Here is a 20,929-nt window from a genome sequence, read left to right on the forward strand (position 1 = left end):
CATTCCAAAGAGTGAGATTCACGTATCGAAACAAGTTCGTGAATACATCTTGAAAAATAACGAGGTGAATAATCCATGAGCAGCTCCGTGGACAACCAGGGTAAGAAGCTGACCTTGGCGGAAAAAGTATGGCGTGACCACGTGGTATCCAAGGGAGAAAATGGTGAGCCAGACCTGATCTTCATTGACCTCCAGCTCCTCCATGAGGTTACCAGCCCGCAAGCGTTTGACGGCCTCCGCCTCTCCGGCCGCACGTTGCGCCACCCAGAACTGCACTTGGCTACAGAAGACCACAACGTGCCAACTGAGGGTATTTTCGCAGGCAATTTGCTCGAGATCAAGGACCAAACGTCCCGCACCCAGGTGGAAACCCTGCGTAAAAACTGTGAAGAGTTCGGTGTTCGTCTGCACCCAATGGGTGACATCAATCAGGGCATTGTTCACCAGGTTGGACCTCAATTGGGTGTCACACAGCCCGGCATGACCATCGTGTGCGGTGACTCCCACACCTCCACCCACGGCGCTTTCGGCGCCATGGCGTTCGGTATCGGCACCTCTGAGGTTGAGCACGTTATGGCTACCCAGACACTTTCGCTGAAGCCGTTCAAGACCATGGCTATCAACGTATCCGGAGAGCTTCAGCCAGGAGTGTCCGCAAAGGACCTGATTCTCGCGATCATCGCCAAGATCGGCACCGGCGGTGGTCAGGGCCACGTGATCGAGTACCGTGGTGAAGCGATCGAAAAGCTCTCCATGGAAGCTCGCATGACCATTTGCAACATGTCCATTGAGGCGGGCGCGCGCGCCGGCATGATTGCCCCAGACCAAACCACTTTCGATTACATCAAGGGCCGTGAGATGGCCCCAACCGGTGCTGATTGGGATGCGGCTGTTGAATACTGGAAGACGTTACCTACTGACGAGGGCGCTGAGTTCGACACCGTTGTTGAGATCGATGGTTCCGCACTGACCCCATTCGTCACGTGGGGTACCAACCCAGGTCAAGGCCTTCCACTGTCCGCGTCCGTTCCGTCCCCTGAGGATTTCACAAACGATAATGACAAGGCTGCGGCAGAGAAGGCTCTCAAGTACATGGACTTGAAGCCAGGAACCCCGTTGCGTGACATCAAGATCGACACCGTCTTCTTGGGCTCCTGCACCAATGCCCGAATTGAGGACCTGCGCACGGCTGCAGAAGTGATCAAGGGTAGGAAGGTTGCTGATTCTGTGCGGATGATGGTTGTTCCATCCACCGCGATGGTCAAGAAGCAGGCGGAAGAAGAAGGCTTGGACCAGATCTTCATTGAGGCTGGCGCTGATTGGCGCACCGCCGGTTGCTCAATGTGCTTGGGAATGAACCCAGACCAGCTCAAGCCAGGTGAGCGCTCCGCATCCACCTCCAACCGAAACTTCGAAGGCCGTCAGGGGCCAGGCGGCCGCACCCACCTGGTCTCCCCAGAGGTAGCGGCAGCTACTGCAGTCAAGGGCACCCTCGCGTCTCCTGCGGATCTGTAAGAGACAGCAACGCTAAGTAAAGGATTTAGGAGTAGAAAAATGGAAAAGTTTGTCACTCACACCGGCGTTGGTGTCCCTCTGACTCGGTCCAATGTAGACACTGACCAGATCATCCCAGCTGTTTACCTGAAGCGCGTTACCCGCACGGGCTTTGAGGATGGTTTGTTCTCCAACTGGCGCAACAATGAGGAGGACTTCGTCCTCAACCAGGAGGCATACGCCTCCGGTTCTGTGCTGGTGGCTGGCCCAGACTTTGGCACCGGCTCATCCCGTGAGCACGCTGTATGGGCGCTGATGGACTACGGCTTCCGCGTAGTGCTGGCGTCTCGCTTTGCGGATATCTTCCGCGGTAACTCCGGCAAGGCCGGTCTGCTGGCTGCCCAGATGGAGCAGTCTGATATCGAGCTGCTGTGGAAGCAGCTGGAGCAGGAGCCAGGCAAGGAAGTTACCGTTGATCTGGCGAATCGTACTGTCACGTGTGGCGAGGCGGTCTACAGCTTCGACGTAGATGACTACACACGCTGGCGCCTGATGGAGGGCCTCGATGACATCGGACTGACCCTCCGCAAGGAAGACGCTATTGAGGAGTACGAAGCTCATCGCCCAAGCTTTAAGCCACAGGTCAAGATTTAGGAGATCTACCTGATGCGGTACGTAGTACGTGAAGTACTGCGTACCGCTTTTCTCATCCCAACCTGAAGTGTTCTAGGGGGTGTATTGGAGGCGAAAGGGCAAGGTGGAGCGGTAACTGTGGAGATGACAACGTAGACGCGGACTTCCTGTGTCTCATCCGTGGTGATTTACGGCCGCATGCTTAGAGCTCGCCGTATTGGATGTGTAGTGCGCACATCTCTTTGGGGGTAGCTCACTAAGCAGAGATCAGCGCACTCTGATATATATGGCTGCAAATGTTTGTTGCGGTCCCCACAGGAGTTCACTCCCGCGTACCCGTCTTTCGGTGTACGTGTGCACCTAGTGCCGGTTAGGGCGTGGGGATGGATCGTTGTTTATAAAGGGACGTGCTTGATGAAACATGTGGGTGGAAGTCGGTCTGAACCCGCCATGGCGCCTCCTCCATGGCTCTATCTAATAATTCCATTTGTTGTGGCTGCAATCGCAGCTGTTGTCGTAATCGCCTTCTATGACCTCCTGCCAGACCCTTTGCCGACTCACTGGAATGCTCAGGGGGTTGCTGATGGCTTTGCCGACAAGACAATTGCTACAGCACTTGGTGCCAACGTCGGTCTGCCGATCTTCTTGGGACTTGTGTCTTTGGGATGCATCGGGCTCATGCGAGTTCAGGCGGGGGATAAGCCGATCCGTCCATCCAAGGAAGATATTGAAAACCGCAACGGGATGATTGCTACCCTGTCCAAGACTCAATACACCTTAGCTAAATTCATGGCGTTGCTGGCTACCCTCATAACTGCTGATTTAATGCTTTCAATGTTCGGGATCCTCAGGTCAAAGCTCGCCGTAGTGAGCATCATTGCAGGATTCGTCTTAGCCATGGTCTGGCTAGCAGTCGAACTGAAGCGAAACAATGATGAGGTTTCGCGCTCGTACCCCAATGAAATTTCGAACCATATGAAGTGGGGCATGTTCTATTTCAACCCAGAGGATGACCGTACGATGATTCATCACATGGGTGGGAGCACGGTGAATTTCGCGCGCCCTGGCGGCTGGGCCGTTATCGGTGGGCTAACGCTCCCGATCGTGATGATTGCTATCCTTGCCGCCGTGGCGGGCTGACCGGTGTAATTGCAGCCCCGGTCGAGCTCAGGATCCCCGCGGGAGTGATTATCGTGTGATGGGGCATACAGCTCGCTCATTGTAGTGCTGCATGAAAAGTGGCCACGCTGATAGTAATCAGCGTGGCCACTAGTGGGTGAAATTTTTACTTCACTGGCAGCGGGCTAGCTAAGTAATCCGCGCCGGTGAGCTGTCCTTCGTGGAAGGTGAGAACCCACACGCTCGCCTTCTTGGCTGGGATTTCTTCCAGTGGGAGAGTGCCCTCGGTGGACAGGTGGGCGATCATGTCTGGAATGGCGATGCCCTGGCTGCACACCACGTGGGTGCCTGGGGTGTTCACCAGCTCCTTGAAGGCGGCCTTGGCGCCTTTCATGTTCTGGATCCAGGCGTCGTCGCCAAGTTTCGGGTTCACCTGAATGTCGAGCCCAAGTGCCTCAGAAAGTGGCTTCACAGTTTGCTGACAGCGGGCGGGCTCAGCGGAGTGAATGGACGTGGGGTGGAAGGCTTTGAGGAGAGGTACCAGGTAGTCCGCTTGGCGGCGTCCCTTGCTGTCTAGTGGACGCAGGTTGTCATTGCCGGCCCAGTTCTGGCGGCGGTAAGCGCGGCCGTGGCGAACGTAAAGAATGCGGGTGGTGGTTGGCCAGTGGAAACGCTTCTCTGCCTTTTCCAGGACGCTGCGGTCAACGTCGTAGGATAGCTTCTCTTTCGCTTGGGCCAGGGGCATCCACTCGATTGAGTCCACTTCTTTATTTGGAACGAATTCGCCACCTAGCACTTCTGCGGTCCAGTAGTACACCACCTTGGTGCGGTCGCCCACTGGGTAGTTCACGCGGCCGAGGAGCTTGCCTAGACGGACGTCGTAGCCGGTTTCCTCTTTAATTTCTCGAACGGCGGTGGTCACGAGTGACTCGCCCGCATCAATCTTTCCCTTTGCTAGGGAGTAGTCATCGTAGTGAGGGCGGTGAATGACCGCTACCTCAAGGGACTGAGGATCCGTGGCGTCTCCGCGGTACAGTACTGCTCCCGCCGCGAGGGTAGAGCGCTTAAATTCTTTGGTGGGCTGGCTCATGACCACTTGGTGACGGCCAGTGATGTTCAGTGCCGACTGCTCGTCCTTGTCCACTTCGTGTGGCTTAGAGCCCATAGTGATCTCGCTTTCCATTGGAATTGCTTACAGCGTCGCACGAATCAGTGCGCCCCTACGTCGATGTACCAGTGTAGTACGTCTTTTCCACCCTGCTGGGCTAGCCGGTGGGTGAGTCTTAAGCGATAAGGCGGTGATTGCGACATGAGGGCACGGTGCTGCCACCTCATCGTTGTGGCTTCTGGGTTTGCTATTTTCCCGTTGCTGGCGAGCGAACTATACTTGTTTAATTACGGAATTGATAGGACATTCGGCGGGTTTGCGTGGAATGTGACGGTAGTTGTGGCCTGGAGGGATCTTTAGTGAAAGTAAGCGTGATGGGTGCTGGTTCATGGGGCACCACACTCGCTAAAGTCTTCGCGGACGCAGGCTGCAATGTTTCTCTGTGGGCACGCCGTGAGGAAGTGGCGGAGGCCATCAACTCCACACGCCATAATCCGGATTACTTGTCCGATATTGAGTTGCCTATCAACATTGAGTCTTCTCACGATCACGCCGCAGTACTGGAAGGCTCTGAGATCGTGGTGCTGGCGGTGCCGTCCCAAACTCTGCGACGAAACTTGCAGCAGTGGAAACCGCACATTCACCCCTCTGCAACGTTGCTCAGCCTAGCTAAGGGCATTGAGGCTGATACTTACCTGCGGATGAGTCAGGTCATCGATGACGTTACTGGTGCTGGTGACCGCATTGCGGTGCTGTCTGGGCCTAACCTAGCCCGCGAGATTGCAGAGGAGCAGCCAGCTGCCACGGTCATCGCCTGTGAGAACGAGAACCGTGCCAAGACTGTGCAGGCGGCTCTCGCAACCAGCTACTTGCGCCCTTACACCAACACGGATGTGATTGGGTGTGAGATCGGCGGGGCGTGTAAGAACGTGATTGCACTCGCTACCGGTATGAGTTTCGGTGTGGGCCTGGGTGAGAACACTAACGCTATGGTGATTACTCGCGGTCTCGCAGAGATCATCCGCTTGGGTGAAGCACTAGGTGCAGATGCTAGGACGTTCGCAGGTCTCGCCGGCCTGGGGGACTTGGTTGCAACCTGCTCATCGCCACTGTCGCGTAACCGTTCCTTCGGCGCCCGCCTCGGGCAGGGAGGCACCATCGAGCAGGCTAAGGCCGCTACCAATGGTCAGGTGGCAGAGGGCGTGATGAGTTCAAAGTCCGTTTTCGCCCTCGCCCAGAAACATGGGGTGGAAATGCCCATCACTCAAGCGGTCTTTGCTGTGTGCCACAAGGGTATGAGTGTGCAGGATATGATTTCACGGCTCATGGGCCGTTCTAAGAAAGCTGAGTGGCCGAGTTTGTAGCCACATTTTTAGGTGGTAGCCGCGGAAGCCGTGATGAGTTTCCGCGGTTTTTCGTTCTGTCGCTGAAACCAAAGGGGCAAAAAGGGTAAGGTTTTGGGCGTGACTGAACCAAATTCCCGCATCAAGATTGCTGTTGTATACGGTGGCCGTAGCTCTGAGCACGGTGTTTCCTGCGTTTCGGCTGGCGCTATTATGTCCCACTTGGCCCCAGAGTGCTATGAGGTTTTCCCAATTGGCATTACCCAGCAGGGAGTGTGGACCGTGGGTGAGTCTGATACTGAGAAGTTGAAGACCCGCGACCGCAAGATGCCCGAGGTGGAGCTGACGAGGGAAGTGGCGCTTTCTCTCAACCCTGCATCCCAGGGCGAGTTCCGTTTCGTAGAAGACGGCACGGTTCACGCTGTGGTGGACGTGGTGTTCCCGGTTCTTCATGGTCGTTTTGGTGAGGACGGAACCATCCAAGGCATGTTCGAACTCTCTGGTGTTCCCTACGTGGGAACCGGTGTTTTGAGCTCAGCATGTGGCATGGATAAGGAGTACACCAAGAAGCTACTCGCGGCTGAAGGCCTGCCGGTGGGTAAGGAAGTTATCCTGCGTGGATCTGAATCCCTGACAGACGCAGATAAGGAACTGCTAGGTCTCCCGGTCTATGTCAAGCCTGCACGTGGTGGTTCATCCATTGGTATTTCTCGTGTGGCTGATTGGGCTGACCTGGATGATGCTCTCCACGTGGCGCGCCAGGAAGACACCAAGGTGATTGTGGAGTCTGAGATCGTAGGCCCTGAGGTGGAGTGTGGCGTACTGCAGAAGGAAGACGGCACTTTGATCGCCTCGTGGCCAGCACAGTTGAAGGACACCGATGAAGGCGATGAGGGCTTTTACGGTTTTGACACCAAGTACCTCGATGACGTGGTCTCCGCCGAAATTCCGGCACCGCTCGATGATGAGACTTTGGAGCTTGTCCGCTCTTTGTCCCTTGAGGCGTTCCAAGCACTCAACTGTGAAGGCTTGTCGCGAGTGGACTTCTTCATTACCGCCAACGGTCCAGTGATCAATGAGATCAACACCATGCCAGGTTTCACCCCCATTTCCATGTACCCACAGGTGCTGGAAGCAACCGGCGTACCGTATGGGCAGCTTCTCGACGAGCTCATCGCCCGCGCGCTCAAGGTGAGGCAATCAGCTACTCAGTAACGAGTCTCAAATACCGTAAATGGCCCCCTCACGGGGGCCATTGTGCTTATCAAGTGCCTATTACTTCGACGACGAGTCTTCGTCCGTACGCTCCTTGATCACGTTAGTTAAGGTTGTCAACGCTGCCTGCGCCGGCTCCTGCGGGGTGCTCACCGCAATGTTTGCGCTACGCCCCAGCGCAAACCACGTGCTGGCAGTAGTTCCGTTTCCCAAGGTGGTGTCTTCAAACCACGGAACGTCATTGATGGACTGCAACTGCGCGCCGGGCTGGTAGTTACTAGGGAAGCCAACGCCGCACCGGATCACGATCGGCTCGTAACCATCTGCTACCCAGGCGGCCATGGAGTTGTCTGCCAATTGCTTGCTACGTGCGCCATCGTAGCGGGTATACGTTGGCTGAGTAGACAACTCATTGGGCAGGTGAGCCATGAGATCCGAACAGCGACGATCCTCGCCTTTGGCGAGGCCTACAAGTGGGGTCTCGAAGGTGTCGGCTTCCTTGTTGTCTAGGGTGCTCAGGGCGTCGGAAAGCTCCGCAGCGGGAAACTCATCGCCGCCTAGGCCCTCCTCATCAGTGGTTACAGCCACAACAGGGAAACGGTTGACCACATACCACGTCTGCATAGTGGACTGTGGCGTGGTGTCCATAACCTTAAGCCACGAGGTGCCGTCAACGTCATTGACTATGGATAGATCACTGTACTGCAGCGGCAGATGCACGCCGCACCGCAGAGTGAATCGTTGGGTGGAACTGGATTGCCACGCGGCGACACCCGGCGGAACAGGATCAGCTATCTCAGCACGGGGCTTTCCCCCAAGTTCCTCCGGAAGATTCTCGATCAGCTCCGCGCACTCAGGCGACTGCGCGTCAGGGGAATCAATCGCACCCATGGCCACCGGCTGATGCGCAGCGTTGCTAAAGGTAGCCTTGGCCCCAATCAGCACACCCACCACCAAGATGAGTCCAAGCACCAGTGCAATCAGAATGGGAGTATGACGAAACTCGCCGTTACTACCCGGCACAGGGGCAGAAGAGGCGGCATCGGAATACGACTGAGTATGAGCATTGGCGTGGTTTCGCATAAACACTCAGTCTACTGGGTTCTCAAGTACCTTCTCAGCGCCACATGCCCGTGGCGCAGGCTTTCTCCACGCATGCCGATTGTCAATCGGGGGAGGGGACCCACTTTGTCGCGCGTTTATGTGCGCGAGTTGTGCGCTCAATACTAGGCTTTCAAAACGATGAGAACCCCAAAGAACCCAACTCTTGCAGAAGTAGGCGAAAAAGCCGCCATCAACGTCATCACCTCACACGCACCCAGCGCGTTCAATGGTGACGACGCGGCAGTACTCAGGCACCCCGCACCCAACACGCGCACGGTAGTGTCCACGGACCTCCTTGTCCAAGAACGCCACTTCAAACTCGATTGGTCCACTCCAGCAGAGATCGGCCGAAAAGCCATAACCCAGAACTTTGCGGACATAGAGGCAATGGGAGCGCGTCCCATCGCAGCACTCCTTGGGCTATCCGCCCCCAGCTACACCCGCTTGGACTTCGTTAGCGAACTAGCCAAAGGCATCGCTCAGCGAGTATCCGACTACGGAGCTGAATTGGTAGGCGGCGACATCACTGATGGCGAGTCGATCGTCATCTCCATCACCGCCATTGGAAAGCTCGGCGGATCCATTCCCGCGCTCACACTTGACCGAGCCAAACCCGGCCAGAAAGTAGTCGCATCGGGTGAAATCGGCGCGTCCGCCGCAGGTCTAGCACTCCTCACACGCTTCGGCCGCGACGCAGTACCACAGGAATTCCATCCCCTGATGCAATCCCACTGCCAAGCCACTAAGCCCGAAGGCCGCGGCTTTGTCGCCCGCTCCGCAGGAGTAACCGCCATGACGGATAACTCAGACGGCCTCATTACTGACCTCACAACATTGGCTAACAGGTCCAACGTCAGCATCGACCTCGACCCACAGCTGATAGCCCCTACACCCCTGATGATCCGCGCCGCACAATCACTGGAAGCCGATCCATGGGAATGGGTGCTCTCCGGCGGTGAAGACCACACCTTAGTAGGCACTACCAACGGGGAACCACCAACCGGATTCCGCGTAATCGGCACCGTAGGCAAGCCAACCGCACACCAACCGGTCACCGTAGGACATCAACCACCACGCTACGTGCGCGGGTGGGACAGCTACTAAACAAGCAGAAAGACACACCATGGACTACCACGGCTCACCTCTCCCAGTGCACCACTCCTGGGAGAAGCCCCTAGCGCCCGTAGCTGAAGAAATCCACGCGATGGGAGACTTCCTTCGCGCCGAAACCCGCGCTGGCCGCGGATACCTCCCCGCCGGAAGCGACATCCTACGCGCCTTCACCTACCCCTTTGACGAGGTCCGCGTCCTCATCATCGGCCAAGACCCGTACCCAACACCCGGACACGCAATGGGCCTCTCCTTTTCCACCCAACCTGGCGTACGCCCATTGCCACGCAGTCTCGCAAACATCTTCCAAGAACTAGCAGATGACCTATCAATCCCACAGCCAACCGATGGCGACCTCACCCCATGGTCACGTCAAGGCGTAGCCCTATTCAACCGCGTCCTATCGGTCCAACCTGGCAACGCTGGATCCCACCGCGGAAAAGGCTGGGAACATATCACCGAAGTAGCCATCCGTGCCCTTGCTGAACGAGACCAGCCATTAGTAGCCATCCTCTGGGGAAAAGACGCCCAAAGCACCTCCGCCTTTCTAGGCGATACCCCAATCATCGCCTCACCTCATCCATCTCCACTATCCGCCCGCCGCGGATTCTTCGGCTCTAAACCCTTTAGCCGCGCTAACGAAATCCTTACCACCCTCGGCTCACAGGAAATTGACTGGCGGTTGTAAGATCTAAAGCTATGCCACACGCGACGACCCTCACCGGCGCCGACCTGCTCAGCTGGGCAGAGTCGGCTACTAAGGAAATTGTGGCGCGCCGGGCTGAAATCAACGCGCTTAACGTGTTCCCTGTGCCGGATGCTGACACAGGTTCCAACATGGCGCACACTATGGAAGCAGCGCTCGCGCAGGCGCGTTCTCAGGCTACAAAGCAGCTCAGCGTGGAATCGCTAGCCGACGCCAGCGAGGATGACATGGCATCTCTGCGCGCCCGTGATGTTGCCACTGCACTCTCTGTGGGGGCCGTACGCGGTGCTCGCGGAAATTCCGGTGTTGTGCTCAGCCAGGTGCTGCGCGGGCTCGCGCAGGCGGCCCATGACGGTACGATCACCGGAAAGAGTGTTACTACGGCTCTTAGCGCAGCGTTAGCTTTTGTCACCCGAGCTATCAGCGACCCCGTTGAGGGAACAGTGATTACCGTGCTCCGTGCTGCAAGCATAGCTGCAGCACAAAGCGGCACGGAGGATTTAGCAACTGTCACTAGGAATGCTACCCACGCAGCGCGCATCGCTTTGGCTAAGACTCCATCGCAGTTGCCTGCTCTCCGAGAGGCTGGAGTAGTAGACGCCGGTGGCCAGGGTCTCGTTATCCTGCTGGAGACCTTGCTGGCAGAAATTACGGGGGAAGATGCAAAAATTCCGTCCATGAGGATGGAAGACCACTCAGCGCATAAAGCCGCCGAGCAGGCTTTCCCTCAGACCGCTAAAGAAACCGGTAGTGCAGCGGACAGTGAGCAGAGCTCTACGACGTCAGTGACCGTGTCCAGCACGGCTCCGGATCATGTTGATCAAACGAGCTTTGCTTCCAATGAGTTTTCCATCCCCGGTGTGGGCGACTTTGCTCTGGGTAAGCCCAAGACTGCCGTGCTAGAGAAGGCGGAAAACTTCCCAACATCTGAGTGCGACGTCCCCGATGAGCAGGTAGCCGAAGGTGATGGCCCCTACCTAGAAGTCATGTACTACATCGAGGACGCGGATATAGATGCCCTAGAACGGGCTATTTCGCCCCTGGGGGATTGCCTGGTGATAGCTAGGCTTAGTGATACTAACGCCACCGTGCATATTCATTCCTGCCAATCAGGTGCAGTGATTGAGAAGTCCTTTGGATTTGGCACCGTGACAGACCTCCGAATCGAGGTACTACCAGATTCCAGTGGGGCGAAAGCTCCCCACAGTGGTCAGAAGAGACTGGTTATCGCGGTAACACCGCCGGGGAATCTAGCGGAACTGTACAGAGAAGCTGGTGCCGTAGTTATTACCCGTGCCAGTGAAGCAGAAGATGTCGTGCAACAGATTGTATCTGAAGCCCGACAATCGGGAGCGCAGGAGATTATTCTTCTTCCCAATGGGTTACTGGACAAAGAGGAATTGGCCAGTGCGGAAAGGCTATCACTCGCTTTCGAACAGTCCATCACGCTATTACCCACAATGAATCTGGTGCGCGGACTTGCAGCTATAGCCATGCATGATCCATCACAACCTCTGGCTGTGGATACGTACGCTATGGCAGAGGCCGTCGCTGCGATGCGAGTGGCGCAAATTGTCTACGCCAAGAAGGCGAGGCTGACTCAAGCCGGCCCTTGTTCCAAGGACGATTTCCTCGCCCAGTCAGGTGAAGAGACCATCGTGGTGGGCGAGGACATCATGGCAACTGTCATTGCTGCGTGCCGTCGGCTGCTGGACTCCACGGGGGAGCGCGTAACTCTGCTCGTAGATGCTGACCTCATATCAGAGATCACACAGGAGAAGGTTCGCGCTGGAATGCCTCCGCATCGCGATGTCGACGTGGTTGTGTATCCTGCAGACAACCTTCGTTGTCTTGTGGAAATTGGAGTGGAATAGTCCATGTTGGGTTGGCATGATCACCGCAAACTCTCATCCATCCTGCCCAGCAAAGAAGCCAGCGCTATCAAACGAGCCTTTGGCTTTACGGAGGTGGAGCAGCTACTAGGCTTCTATCCCCGCAAATATGCAGCGCATGGTGTGGGGATATCCTTTTCCGGTGTGATGGAAGATGAGATGGTCACCATTATTGGAGAGGTGGTCTATTGCAACTCCAGCTACACCAAAAACGGCATTTTGCTTCACAAAGTGGGCATCAGGTCACAGCAAGGTACCATTCAGGCGTCTTTCTTCCGTGCACGTCATATTCCTAACGTGCTGAGAGAAGGAACTCTGGCAATGTTCACCGGCAAGTTGCAGTCTTTCAACGGAAGTTGGCAGCTCCAACATCCGGACTTCATCGTGCTACCACGCGCTGCCGCCGTTCCGGGCAAGCGGGCCAAGGGGACCATGGGCACTCTGAGCGCTTACGGTGATGCGGACGCTATCGTGGAGATCCTGGCTCAGATGGCCTTTATTCCCATTTACCCTGCCAAGAAAGGAATGCCCACGTGGCGCACTCTTGGGGCAGTACATGAGGTATTGCGCAAGACTCCAGAAATACCTGACCCACTGGGGCCGTATGCGCCGGAAGATTTGCCTTCTTTTGATCAGGCTATGAGGGGGATTCACCAACCGGAGGCCTGTGGCCCAGATCCTTACATCGACCGCATGCGCTACAACGAGGCTATTGAGATTGCCTCCGTCATGGCGCTGCGTCGTAGTGATGCAGAAACAAATAAAGCGTATGCGATAGAGCCACGAACTGGCGGCATGCGGCAGCAGTTGTTGGAGAACCTTCCTTTCGCACTCACCTCAGGCCAGGAAGAGGTGCTCGCAGAAATTGCTCATGACATTGCTCAACCGCGGCCAATGTCACGGCTGCTTCAGGGTGAAGTTGGCTCCGGCAAAACTATCGTGAGCGTTCTAGCTATGATGCAAGTAGTAGATGCCGACAAACAGTGTGCCTTGCTTGCACCTACTGAGGTTTTGGCGACACAGCACGCGCGCAGCATTCAAGACACCTTAGAAGCCGCGGGCGTTGAGGCAACAGTTGTGCTGCTCACTGGGTCGCTGAATACCCAACAGCGACAGCACGCCCTGCTGAGCATCGTCTCTGGGGAAGCAGACATCGTGGTAGGAACCCACGCCATCATTCAGGAGGGCGTGGAATTCTACGATCTTGGTTTATCGATCGTGGATGAGCAACACCGCTTTGGAGTAGAGCAGCGAAACTACTTGCGATCAATGGGCAAGGAAGGCACCACTCCACACCTGTTGGTGATGACCGCTACCCCAATTCCTCGTACTATCGCAATGACGGCCTTTGGCGATCTTTCGCAGTCGACTCTGAAACAACTCCCCGGAGGACGTAAACCAATTCAAAGCTTTGTAGTCAGTGAGCTCAAGCCGGAATGGTTGATGCGCTGCTTCGCTCGAATCAATGAAGAAATCGATCAAGGCAGGCAAGCCTACATTGTCTGTCACAATATTCACGGGGCTGGTGGCGTTGAGGAGACTTACGAAGCCTTAAGCCACGGTGTGTTTGCCCATCAGCGGGTAGCTATGCTGCACGGTAAGATGAGGCCAGAAGAAAAAGATCACATCATGCGAGAATTTGGTGATGGGAACATCAACATTCTGATATCAACCACTGTGATCGAAGTGGGAATTGACGTGCCCAACGCCACCGTGATGATGATCCGCAACTCGGAGAATTTTGGCGTATCCCAGCTCCACCAGCTTCGTGGACGAGTGGGCCGTGGCGGTAACGCCTCGATTTGTTTCTTCCACGTAGCACCCGATGCGAGCGAACAGTCGGTCCAAAGGATCCAAGCGGTAGCAGACACTAACGACGGGTTCGAACTGGCCGAAATTGATTTGGAGTACCGTCAGGAAGGCGACGTGCTTGGCGCTGCTCAGTCCGGTGTTTCCAAGAGAATCAAGCTTTTAAGCTTGTCTCGTGATAGGGATGTTATTACGCGGGCGCACCAGGACGCCCGAACTATAGCTTCCCACGATCGTGAGTTGGCGCGTAGTGTGGTCGCTGACATAGACGAAGCCTCCCAAGATTACCTAGACAAAAGCTAGCGCTCATTAAATGAATCCAGCGATCGAACAACTAGAATGTGAATCTATGAGAATATGTGCGCCATTTGCGGGTACCGTTCGCTACCACGTTCCTAACGGTTCCACCGTAGGTAAAGGGCAACGAGTGGCAAGCATCGAGGCCACAAAAGTGGAAACAAACATCACGGCCCCAATTGGTGGCACGGTGACACTGATTACTGAAGACTTCTCTCACGTTGTCGGTGGAGATTCCATTTTCGCCATTAACAAGTAAAACACCTTCGAAATTAAAGGAAATACACTACATGGGCCTAACTCGCATCATTTCCGGTGACGCACGAGGACGGAAGATCAAGGTCCCGCCAGAGGGGACCCGTCCCACTAGCGACCGAGCGCGTGAGGGACTCTTTTCCTCTCTCCAGGTTCGTTTTGGTTTTCAGGATGCCCACGTGCTCGATCTCTTCGCTGGATCCGGAGCCCTTGGCCTCGAGGCCGCCTCGCGCGGAGCTGAAACCGTAGTCTTGGTGGAGTCCAATCCACAGGCGGTTGAGATCATTCGCCACAATGCGGGTGTAGTCAAGCATCCCGACGTGCGCATTGAGTCGATGAAGGCATCCACCTACGTGGCAAACGCTCCACGAGAGTTTTTTGACATAGTTTTGGCCGACCCACCCTACGAACTGGAAACCGAGGCAGTGGAGGAGATGCTGGAAAAGCTCAAGCCATGCCTGGTTGATGGTGCGGCGGTAGTGGTGGAACGCCACCGTGATACCCCAGAAGCGCAGTGGCCCAAGGGATATGTCCCCACTACCCAAAAACTAAAGAAGCGCACCTTCGGTATCGCTCGCATGGACATGGCTGTATTCCACCGCGACGAAGCCGAATAAACGATACGCTTAAAGCAAATAAGCCACAATCAGAAAGTACTTGAAGGCAATGTCAAAGGTAGTAGTACCAGGTTCTTTTGACCCAATCACCATGGGCCATATGGATATCATCACGCGTGCATCCGCACTCTACGACGATGTGATTGTGTTAGTAACCGGCAACCCGCAGAAGAAGTCCGGCTGGTTCACGATTGATGAGCGCATGGAGCTTATTAAGGAGGCTGTCGCTCACCTAGAAAACGTTGTTGTGGACTCGTGGGCCGGGCTGTTGGTGGATTACACCACACAGCATAATGTGGATCTCTTGGTTAAAGGCCTGCGTACATCCTTGGACTACGAGTACGAATTGCCTATGGCACAGATGAACCGGAAACTTACTGGCATTGACACTGCTTTCTTCATGACAGACCCTAAGTACGGTTACATTTCCTCCACCCTGAGTAAGGAAGTAACCCGATTTGGTGGGCACGTGGGGGACATGCTCCCACCTAACGTCACCAAGGCTATGCAGGAACGTCGCCACGAGGTATAGCCCACCCCGTTCAGCAGCTGACTCCTCTGAGGATCCACTTACCCTCAGAGGAGTTTTCCTCTTTCTGGACCTCAACGGCAGCAATAAGGAGTACGTTAAGATACGGTTAGTCGAAAAATCGAATGGAAAGAATACCCAGTGGGACTTGCACTTATCGTACTTGTCATCGTTTTAATTGGTTCATTCTTGCAGCGCGTCTCAGGAATGGGGCTCGGACTGGTAGCCGGACCAATACTTAGCCTCATGCTTGGGCCGGTCGAAGGAATCTTGGTAGTTAACGTACTGGCGCTTATCAACGCCGTACTCACTACGTACAGCGTCCGCGAAAATGTGGACTGGAAAAAATTCGCTACCATCTCCTCCGTCATGGTTATTGGCGCTATCCCTGGTGCGATGCTTATCAAGGTGGTCTCCGGCTCGCTCCTGATGGTTATCGTCGGGGTACTTTTGCTCCTGGCTTTGGCGGTAGTAACTTTCGGTCAAAATCGCATTCCACGGGTGGACGGTACAGGACCAGCAGTGGCCTCCGGCATCATTGGTGGTTTCATGAATACCTTGGCGGGAATCGCTGGACCTGCCATTACGGTTTACGCGCAAGCTTCTCGTTGGGACCAGCGCGTTTACGCCGCAACACTGCAACCGATGTTTATCGTTTCCGCCAGCGTGTCAATTTTGGTCAAGATGGTTGGTGGAGTTGGCGATCTAGGATCCCTGTCCCCGTGGGTGTGGGTATTCGGAGTGCTTGCGATGATCGTAGGCATCTATCTTGGCGCTCGCGTTGGTGACCGTGTATCCAAGCCACAGGCGCGCAAACTAGCGCTCTTCCTAGCTACCGCCGGCGGCGTCTCAGCCCTTGTACGCGGTCTCATAGGCATGATCGGCTAAGTAAAGATTTAAATTCCCGCTCTCCTGAGGGAGTGCGGGACTTTTGCGTTGGCCACGTATTCGTTCCGCTAGCGCAGTACCCAGGTGCCTTCGGAATTGAGTTCGAACGTCATTGGTTGCGCTGCTGAATGCAAAGCTAGGTAATCTTGTGACGCCGAGCTTTGGCAAAAGTCGACTGACTTCCGTGGGAATTGCACCCAGCTAGTAGCGCCGTCTTCGCTTTTGAGGAAAATCATATTGTCAGAGTCCGCCATGGGGCGATTGCCCATCGGGGAAGAATCAACACCCAATTGAGCATGTACGTCGTCTGCAGCAGCGTTGGGGCATATCAGCGCAGTTTTGGACCACTTGTTGCCAAAGACATCTTGGATGGTGAGCTCTGCGGTGTGCGCGTCAGACGCTCGTTGCTCGAGTTCGTCAATGAAATCTGATCTGCCACCAACAGAACATGAACTCAATACGCCAGCGCTGAGTACACCGAGCATACCTAGTGTTGTACACCTGATAAGACGCATAAGAGCAATTTTACAAGCAAAAAGGCTCGGTCACTTCGGTGAAGTGGCCGAGCCTTAACAATGACCCTTGTGGTTTTTACAACAAGCTTGAAAGGAATGCCTGAGTTCGAGGCTCCTGCGGGTTATCGATGACCTGCTTACCCGTTCCTCGTTCGACGACAACGCCGTCAGCCATGAAGCAGACCTGATCCGCTACTTCGCGAGCGAAGCCCATTTCGTGTGTCACGACCATCATGGTCATGCCTTGCTCAGCTAGATCTCGCATGACTCGTAGAACTTCACCAACAAGCTCTGGATCCAATGCGGAAGTTGGCTCGTCAAAAAGCATGAGCTTCGGCTTCATGGCAACCGCACGTGCGATTGCTACTCGTTGCTGCTGCCCGCCAGAAAGCTGCGCTGGATAAGCATCCGCCTTGTGTGCCAGACCAACCTGTTCCAGAAGTTCCATTGCTTCCGCTTTAGCGGTATCCGGATTGACGCCTTTAACGTGAATAGGAGCTTCAATAATGTTTTCTAAGGCAGTGCGATGGGGGAAAAGGTTGAAGTTTTGGAAAACCATGCCGATATCGGAACGCTGCTTAGCTGCATCCTTTTCAGAAATCTCGTACAGCGTACCGTTCTTTTCCCTGTAACCGATCAGGTCACCGTCGACGTAAAGACGACCAGCGGTTACCTTCTCCAGGTGGTTTACACAGCGCAGGAAGGTGGATTTGCCGGAGCCTGAAGGTCCAATCAAACACGTCACCGTGCCCTTAGGAACCTGGATATCGATGCCCTTAAGAACCTGCAGGGATCCAAAAGACTTGCACACTTGCTGCGCGTCAATCATTGGTAGTTCGCTCATTGTGAATCCTTACTTTCCCTTCGGCGCACGGCCACGAGGCTTCTTTGGCGGCGTATGTGGCTCAACTACCTCGACATTGTGAGGAAGCGAGCCTTCGGCATCAGCTAGTGCAGCAAGCTGTCGTGCGGTCAGCTCACGCTTTGCACCCTTGTCGAAGTACTTTTCCAGATAGTGCTGTCCGATCATCAGGATAGTGGTGATGACCAAGTACCAGAATGCGGCAACCAGCAGCATAGGAACCGGCTGGAACAAGGCGTTAGCGATGTCCATGGAACGGCCATAGAGCTCACCGGTGTACGGAATAGCAACGACCAAGGAAGTAGTCTTGAGCAAAGAGATGAACTCGTTGCCTGTTGGCGGGATAATGATGCGCATTGCCTGGGGAAGAATCGTGCGACGAATGGTCTGCCACCAGCTCATGCCGAGTGCCTTGGAAGCTTCAGTTTGTCCCTCAGGCACGGCCTGGATACCGGAGCGGACGATTTCCGCCATATAGGCTGCTTCATTGAGGCCCAAGCCGACAACGGCAAGCATGAAAGTGTTACGCAGGAGAGTTTGCAGGTCGATTTCGTAGAAACCGAGATCCAACGACTGGAAGATCGTGCCAGCCAAACCCCAGAATACGAGCTGAACATACACTGGAGTGCCACGGAAAATCCAGAGGTAGGTCCATGCCAGTCCCCGGAGAACAGGGTTAGGGGACATGCGCAGAACTGCGACAGCAGAGCCCAAGACCACACCGATCAGCATTGCGCCAATAGTGATCAGGATAGTTTTGAAAGCTGCATCGCCTACGCGCTTATCAAAGAGGTATTGCCAGAACGTTTCCCAGCGGAATGCGGGATTTTGGCTTGCTGAATAAATGAACCATGCGGCGAGCGCAAGCAGAATCACTGCAGTAGCCCAACGCCATGGGTGAGGCAACGGTTTAGCCTCAATAGGCTTGAGAGTTTGGGTGTTACTCATAAGTAGAGGATTCTTTCAAATTCCAAAGAGCTTTCCCTCACGACACTCGGAAAGAATCCAGAGGAGGGAGGAAAAGCTCTTAGCGCGGAGTGTTTAATCGATGGCCTGGCCATTGATCTTGGATTCGGTCACGGCACCGTCAGTCAGGCCCCACATGTCCAAGATCTTCTCGTAATCACCGGAATCGATGAGAGCTTGCAGTGCGGCAGCCGCTGCATCCGCGAGCTCAGAATCCTTCTTTACGGCCCAACCGTACTGGGCAACGTCAGTGATTTCACCGGTCAGCTCGATCTGCCCATTGGAACGCTCAACAGCCCAAGCAGCAACTGGGGAGTCGGCAGAGTAGGCATCTGCTCGGCCCAGAATTGCCGCGTTAGCAGCCTCGTCGGAGGTGTCGAAGGCGAGAACCTTGATGGCTTCCTTACCTTCCTCTTCACACTGCGCGGAGCGGGAAGTGACATCTTCGGTTTCAGAAACGGTGGTTCGCTGAACTGCGACAGTTAGGCCACAAGCATCATCAGGGTTGACGGACTTTCCAGTTTGCTGGGCCCACTGGATACCGGCGCCAAAGTAGTTGACGAAGTCAAAGCTCTTACGACGTTCCTCATTGTCGGTGAAACCAGACGCTCCCATGTCAATGGTGCCACCCTCAACGTTAGGAAGGATCAGTGCAAAGTCCTGTTCACGAACTTCAAGCTCCAAACCCATCACTGCTGCCGCTGCGCGAGCTAGGTCGATATCGAAGCCGATGATATTGCCTTCAGCATCCTTGAACTCAGCTGGAGCGAACGGAGGGTTGGTGCCAATAACCAAGGTGCCCTTTTCCGCGATGTCAGCAGGGACCATAGCTGCGATTTCCTCGTTCTTTTCTGGAAGAACTTCCTCCCAGTTTTCTGGGAGTCCACCCTCGCCGGAGAGGGCTGCGCCCTCTGCATTGGTGGAGCCAGCAGATGCAGGATCAGCGGTTTCAGTGTTTTCCACACAGCCGGTAAGGAGGGCTGCAGATGCCAGGATCGCGATGAAACCTGCGCGACGTGGCTTTGAGAAAGTCTTCTTAAGGGTCATGTGCATAAACTTAGCATGAATTCTGTTTTTTAGGATTTCTGTACAGCGTAAAAAGCAGTATTTCTTTTAAGCCTTAACCTCGAGTGATTCGAAAATTTCGAGGATGAGTAAAAATGAGGCGAGCGAAAATAATATGCGGGTGTGTGCAAATTCACCTGGAGGGCGAAGTCGTGCATAAACAAAGCCACTCAGCGCACGTTGGCCGAGTGGCAGTAGTTAACGTGAGTAGTTAGGCGGGGTTGTGGAGGTTATTCTCTCGGTGATGATCATCGTGATCCTCAATCTCGCCTGAATCGGTGAACCGCTCTAGGATCATTACTCCTCCCGCAATAACGCCGCCGATCGCCATGACTAGCAGAAGCCAGGAAAGGTTGTTGCCAGGGGCGAGGAGATTGGCCTCGTCATCCTGCCATGGCCACAACGCCCGGAGGGATCCGAGCATGAAACCTGCCATGGCCATCATGGTCAACGTGTGGTGATTGCTCAGCAAGTAATCCAAGCCGCGGATGAATAGGGTGAGCCCCGTCAGTGCGCCGAGGATAAACACGCCCATGACGGCAGGATCGCGATCAGATACCGCTCCCATGATGGGCCCGTACAGGCCCATAGCCAGCAGCATGAATGAACCTGAGATGCCTGGCAGCACCAAGGCGCATACCGCGATAGCAGCGGCACCAAATACGATCAGGAGTGACGGATCCTGCTTCTCTACCGACGTGACGCCAGTGAGCAAGAAGACCAGTACGGCAGCAACAAGGAAAATGGCGATTGCTGGAATCTTCTTGGTGGAGAAATCCTTCTTATCCACCATCTTTAGTGGGACGATGAGCGAAATTGCGACCATTCCCAGGAAGAGTGCGCGGGCAGTTTCGGGTGAGTTCTCCACGAAATTGTGCATCAAGCCGGAGAGAGTGAGAACTGCTGCAACCATGCCGATTCCAACGGTGGCGATGAATACCCATTCAACCTTTGAGGCGTGCTGCTTAAGATTCTTTCTATCGCTGAAAACAGCCTTTACGGTTCGGATGAGATTGGTGCCGTTGCGCAAGGCACGTCCGTAAATTCCGGTGACGAGTGCGACGGTGCCGCCGGAGACGCCCGGAACGAGCTCCGCCATACCAATAAGCCAACCAACGATGAGATTAACGATATGGTTTAACGGGCTTCTCTTAGCTGGTTTCTGGCTGTTAGTGGAAGCAGTCATAAGTTTGAGGAGGATCCTTCTTACTGTGTGGATTCTTTTAAAAGCCTGCAGAAAGGGTATTCGTGCAGGTGGTCGGGTGACACTTTACAGATATTAAGGGCATCCGAAGTCTCGACTCTCGGCTTAACCGCAGGAAACGATGGTTTTTGTGAGCAAGACCATGGCGCCACGTGGTCAGCCCGACGTGTCAACGGGTTACCTTCGGCCAAAAAATGC

At 54.9% G+C, this 20,929-nt stretch carries 20 protein-coding genes; 13 read left to right on the top strand and 7 right to left on the bottom strand.

The window, feature by feature from the left end; all coding sequences use genetic code 11:
- The first annotated feature begins 75 nt into the window (after nucleotides 1–75).
- The 3 genes from leuC to ACXM2N_RS05475 all read left to right on the top strand — a co-directional run bounded on the left by leuC (nucleotide 76) and on the right by ACXM2N_RS05475 (nucleotide 3,267).
- Nucleotides 76–1,515, top strand: coding sequence for a 3-isopropylmalate dehydratase large subunit (gene leuC / locus ACXM2N_RS05465; protein WP_458490777.1), 1,440 nt, complete (start codon nucleotides 76–78; stop codon nucleotides 1,513–1,515).
- A 39-nt stretch (nucleotides 1,516–1,554) separates the two neighbouring features.
- Complete coding sequence (leuD, locus tag ACXM2N_RS05470; protein WP_458490779.1) at nucleotides 1,555–2,148, top strand: 3-isopropylmalate dehydratase small subunit; 594 nt, start codon at nucleotides 1,555–1,557, stop codon at nucleotides 2,146–2,148.
- A gap of 471 nt (nucleotides 2,149–2,619) precedes the next feature.
- The gene (locus ACXM2N_RS05475) at nucleotides 2,620–3,267 is read left to right on the top strand and encodes a DUF1648 domain-containing protein (protein WP_458490781.1); all 648 of its coding nucleotides are present in this window, start codon (nucleotides 2,620–2,622) and stop codon (nucleotides 3,265–3,267) included.
- A 145-nt stretch (nucleotides 3,268–3,412) separates the two neighbouring features.
- On the opposite strand, the gene ACXM2N_RS05480 is transcribed toward ACXM2N_RS05475, so the two are convergent.
- Entirely contained in the window at nucleotides 3,413–4,411 is a 999-nt protein-coding gene (locus ACXM2N_RS05480; RefSeq protein WP_458490783.1) for an NUDIX hydrolase, read from the bottom strand.
- A gap of 287 nt (nucleotides 4,412–4,698) precedes the next feature.
- On the opposite strand from ACXM2N_RS05480, the gene ACXM2N_RS05485 reads away from it, so the two are divergent.
- Both ACXM2N_RS05485 and ACXM2N_RS05490 read left to right on the top strand, forming a co-directional pair.
- Nucleotides 4,699–5,718, top strand: a complete 1,020-nt coding sequence (locus tag ACXM2N_RS05485) for an NAD(P)H-dependent glycerol-3-phosphate dehydrogenase (RefSeq protein WP_458491026.1) — start codon at nucleotides 4,699–4,701, stop codon at nucleotides 5,716–5,718.
- Between the two features lie 99 nt (nucleotides 5,719–5,817).
- Nucleotides 5,818–6,912 carry a D-alanine--D-alanine ligase family protein gene (locus tag ACXM2N_RS05490; protein WP_458490785.1) on the top strand — a complete coding sequence of 365 codons (1,095 nt, stop codon included), beginning with the start codon at nucleotides 5,818–5,820 and terminating at the stop codon, nucleotides 6,910–6,912.
- A gap of 60 nt (nucleotides 6,913–6,972) precedes the next feature.
- Here the strand turns inward: ACXM2N_RS05490 and ACXM2N_RS05495 are convergent, their stop codons facing one another.
- On the bottom strand, nucleotides 6,973–7,995 hold the full coding sequence (locus ACXM2N_RS05495; RefSeq protein ID WP_458490787.1) for a DUF3515 domain-containing protein: 1,023 nt from the start codon (nucleotides 7,993–7,995) through the stop codon (nucleotides 6,973–6,975).
- A 159-nt stretch (nucleotides 7,996–8,154) separates the two neighbouring features.
- On the opposite strand from ACXM2N_RS05495, the gene ACXM2N_RS05500 reads away from it, so the two are divergent.
- The 8 genes from ACXM2N_RS05500 to ACXM2N_RS05535 all read left to right on the top strand — a co-directional run bounded on the left by ACXM2N_RS05500 (nucleotide 8,155) and on the right by ACXM2N_RS05535 (nucleotide 16,119).
- Entirely contained in the window at nucleotides 8,155–9,120 is a 966-nt protein-coding gene (locus tag ACXM2N_RS05500; protein ID WP_458490789.1) for a thiamine-phosphate kinase, read from the top strand.
- Nucleotides 9,121–9,139: 19 nt separating this feature from the next.
- On the top strand, nucleotides 9,140–9,814 hold the full coding sequence (locus tag ACXM2N_RS05505; protein WP_458490791.1) for a uracil-DNA glycosylase: 675 nt from the start codon (nucleotides 9,140–9,142) through the stop codon (nucleotides 9,812–9,814).
- A gap of 11 nt (nucleotides 9,815–9,825) precedes the next feature.
- Nucleotides 9,826–11,706, top strand: a complete 1,881-nt coding sequence (locus ACXM2N_RS05510) for a DAK2 domain-containing protein (RefSeq protein ID WP_458490793.1) — start codon at nucleotides 9,826–9,828, stop codon at nucleotides 11,704–11,706.
- Between the two features lie 3 nt (nucleotides 11,707–11,709).
- Complete coding sequence (locus ACXM2N_RS05515; protein WP_458490795.1) at nucleotides 11,710–13,836, top strand: ATP-dependent DNA helicase RecG; 2,127 nt, start codon at nucleotides 11,710–11,712, stop codon at nucleotides 13,834–13,836.
- A gap of 46 nt (nucleotides 13,837–13,882) precedes the next feature.
- Complete coding sequence (locus tag ACXM2N_RS05520) at nucleotides 13,883–14,089, top strand: biotin/lipoyl-containing protein (RefSeq protein ID WP_458490797.1); 207 nt, start codon at nucleotides 13,883–13,885, stop codon at nucleotides 14,087–14,089.
- Between the two features lie 31 nt (nucleotides 14,090–14,120).
- Nucleotides 14,121–14,702: a 16S rRNA (guanine(966)-N(2))-methyltransferase RsmD gene (gene rsmD, locus ACXM2N_RS05525; RefSeq protein ID WP_458490799.1), complete on the top strand. Its 582-nt coding sequence runs from the start codon at nucleotides 14,121–14,123 to the stop codon at nucleotides 14,700–14,702.
- A gap of 49 nt (nucleotides 14,703–14,751) precedes the next feature.
- Nucleotides 14,752–15,234 (top strand): pantetheine-phosphate adenylyltransferase, encoded by a 483-nt coding sequence (coaD, locus tag ACXM2N_RS05530; protein WP_458490801.1) that lies wholly within the window; start codon nucleotides 14,752–14,754, stop codon nucleotides 15,232–15,234.
- A gap of 138 nt (nucleotides 15,235–15,372) precedes the next feature.
- Nucleotides 15,373–16,119 (top strand): TSUP family transporter, encoded by a 747-nt coding sequence (locus ACXM2N_RS05535; protein ID WP_458490803.1) that lies wholly within the window; start codon nucleotides 15,373–15,375, stop codon nucleotides 16,117–16,119.
- Between the two features lie 68 nt (nucleotides 16,120–16,187).
- Here ACXM2N_RS05535 and ACXM2N_RS05540 read toward each other — a convergent pair whose 3' ends face one another.
- The 5 genes from ACXM2N_RS05540 to ACXM2N_RS05560 all read right to left on the bottom strand — a co-directional run bounded on the left by ACXM2N_RS05540 (nucleotide 16,188) and on the right by ACXM2N_RS05560 (nucleotide 20,713).
- The gene (locus ACXM2N_RS05540) at nucleotides 16,188–16,604 is read right to left on the bottom strand and encodes a hypothetical protein (RefSeq protein WP_458490805.1); all 417 of its coding nucleotides are present in this window, start codon (nucleotides 16,602–16,604) and stop codon (nucleotides 16,188–16,190) included.
- A 106-nt stretch (nucleotides 16,605–16,710) separates the two neighbouring features.
- Nucleotides 16,711–17,478, bottom strand: a complete 768-nt coding sequence (locus tag ACXM2N_RS05545; RefSeq protein ID WP_458490807.1) for an amino acid ABC transporter ATP-binding protein — start codon at nucleotides 17,476–17,478, stop codon at nucleotides 16,711–16,713.
- A 9-nt stretch (nucleotides 17,479–17,487) separates the two neighbouring features.
- Nucleotides 17,488–18,444: an amino acid ABC transporter permease gene (locus ACXM2N_RS05550; protein ID WP_458490809.1), complete on the bottom strand. Its 957-nt coding sequence runs from the start codon at nucleotides 18,442–18,444 to the stop codon at nucleotides 17,488–17,490.
- Nucleotides 18,445–18,537: 93 nt separating this feature from the next.
- A complete protein-coding gene (locus tag ACXM2N_RS05555; RefSeq protein WP_458490811.1) occupies nucleotides 18,538–19,509 on the bottom strand; it encodes an ABC transporter substrate-binding protein in 972 nt (323 codons plus the stop codon).
- Between the two features lie 229 nt (nucleotides 19,510–19,738).
- Entirely contained in the window at nucleotides 19,739–20,713 is a 975-nt protein-coding gene (locus ACXM2N_RS05560) for a DUF368 domain-containing protein (RefSeq protein ID WP_458490813.1), read from the bottom strand.
- Between the last annotated feature and the right edge of the window lie 216 nt (nucleotides 20,714–20,929).

It is taken from the genome of Corynebacterium sp. ZY180755, assembly GCF_054331495.1.

Excerpts from the sequence above, each read along its gene's own strand:
- leuC (WP_458490777.1), top strand. The coding sequence starts at position 76 with ATGAGCAGCTCCGTGGACAACCAGGGTAAGAAGCTGACCTTGGCGGAA.
- leuD (WP_458490779.1), top strand. The coding sequence starts at position 1,555 with ATGGAAAAGTTTGTCACTCACACCGGCGTTGGTGTCCCTCTGACTCGG.
- ACXM2N_RS05480 (WP_458490783.1), bottom strand. The coding sequence starts at position 4,411 with ATGGGCTCTAAGCCACACGAAGTGGACAAGGACGAGCAGTCGGCACTG.
- ACXM2N_RS05495 (WP_458490787.1), bottom strand. The coding sequence starts at position 7,995 with ATGCGAAACCACGCCAATGCTCATACTCAGTCGTATTCCGATGCCGCC.
- ACXM2N_RS05500 (WP_458490789.1), top strand. The coding sequence starts at position 8,155 with ATGAGAACCCCAAAGAACCCAACTCTTGCAGAAGTAGGCGAAAAAGCC.
- ACXM2N_RS05505 (WP_458490791.1), top strand. The coding sequence starts at position 9,140 with ATGGACTACCACGGCTCACCTCTCCCAGTGCACCACTCCTGGGAGAAG.
- ACXM2N_RS05510 (WP_458490793.1), top strand. The coding sequence starts at position 9,826 with ATGCCACACGCGACGACCCTCACCGGCGCCGACCTGCTCAGCTGGGCA.
- ACXM2N_RS05515 (WP_458490795.1), top strand. The coding sequence starts at position 11,710 with ATGTTGGGTTGGCATGATCACCGCAAACTCTCATCCATCCTGCCCAGC.
- ACXM2N_RS05520 (WP_458490797.1), top strand. The coding sequence starts at position 13,883 with ATGAGAATATGTGCGCCATTTGCGGGTACCGTTCGCTACCACGTTCCT.
- rsmD (WP_458490799.1), top strand. The coding sequence starts at position 14,121 with ATGGGCCTAACTCGCATCATTTCCGGTGACGCACGAGGACGGAAGATC.
- coaD (WP_458490801.1), top strand. The coding sequence starts at position 14,752 with ATGTCAAAGGTAGTAGTACCAGGTTCTTTTGACCCAATCACCATGGGC.
- ACXM2N_RS05540 (WP_458490805.1), bottom strand. The coding sequence starts at position 16,604 with ATGCTCGGTGTACTCAGCGCTGGCGTATTGAGTTCATGTTCTGTTGGT.
- ACXM2N_RS05545 (WP_458490807.1), bottom strand. The coding sequence starts at position 17,478 with ATGAGCGAACTACCAATGATTGACGCGCAGCAAGTGTGCAAGTCTTTT.
- ACXM2N_RS05550 (WP_458490809.1), bottom strand. The coding sequence starts at position 18,444 with ATGAGTAACACCCAAACTCTCAAGCCTATTGAGGCTAAACCGTTGCCT.
- ACXM2N_RS05555 (WP_458490811.1), bottom strand. The coding sequence starts at position 19,509 with ATGACCCTTAAGAAGACTTTCTCAAAGCCACGTCGCGCAGGTTTCATC.
- ACXM2N_RS05560 (WP_458490813.1), bottom strand. The coding sequence starts at position 20,713 with ATGACTGCTTCCACTAACAGCCAGAAACCAGCTAAGAGAAGCCCGTTA.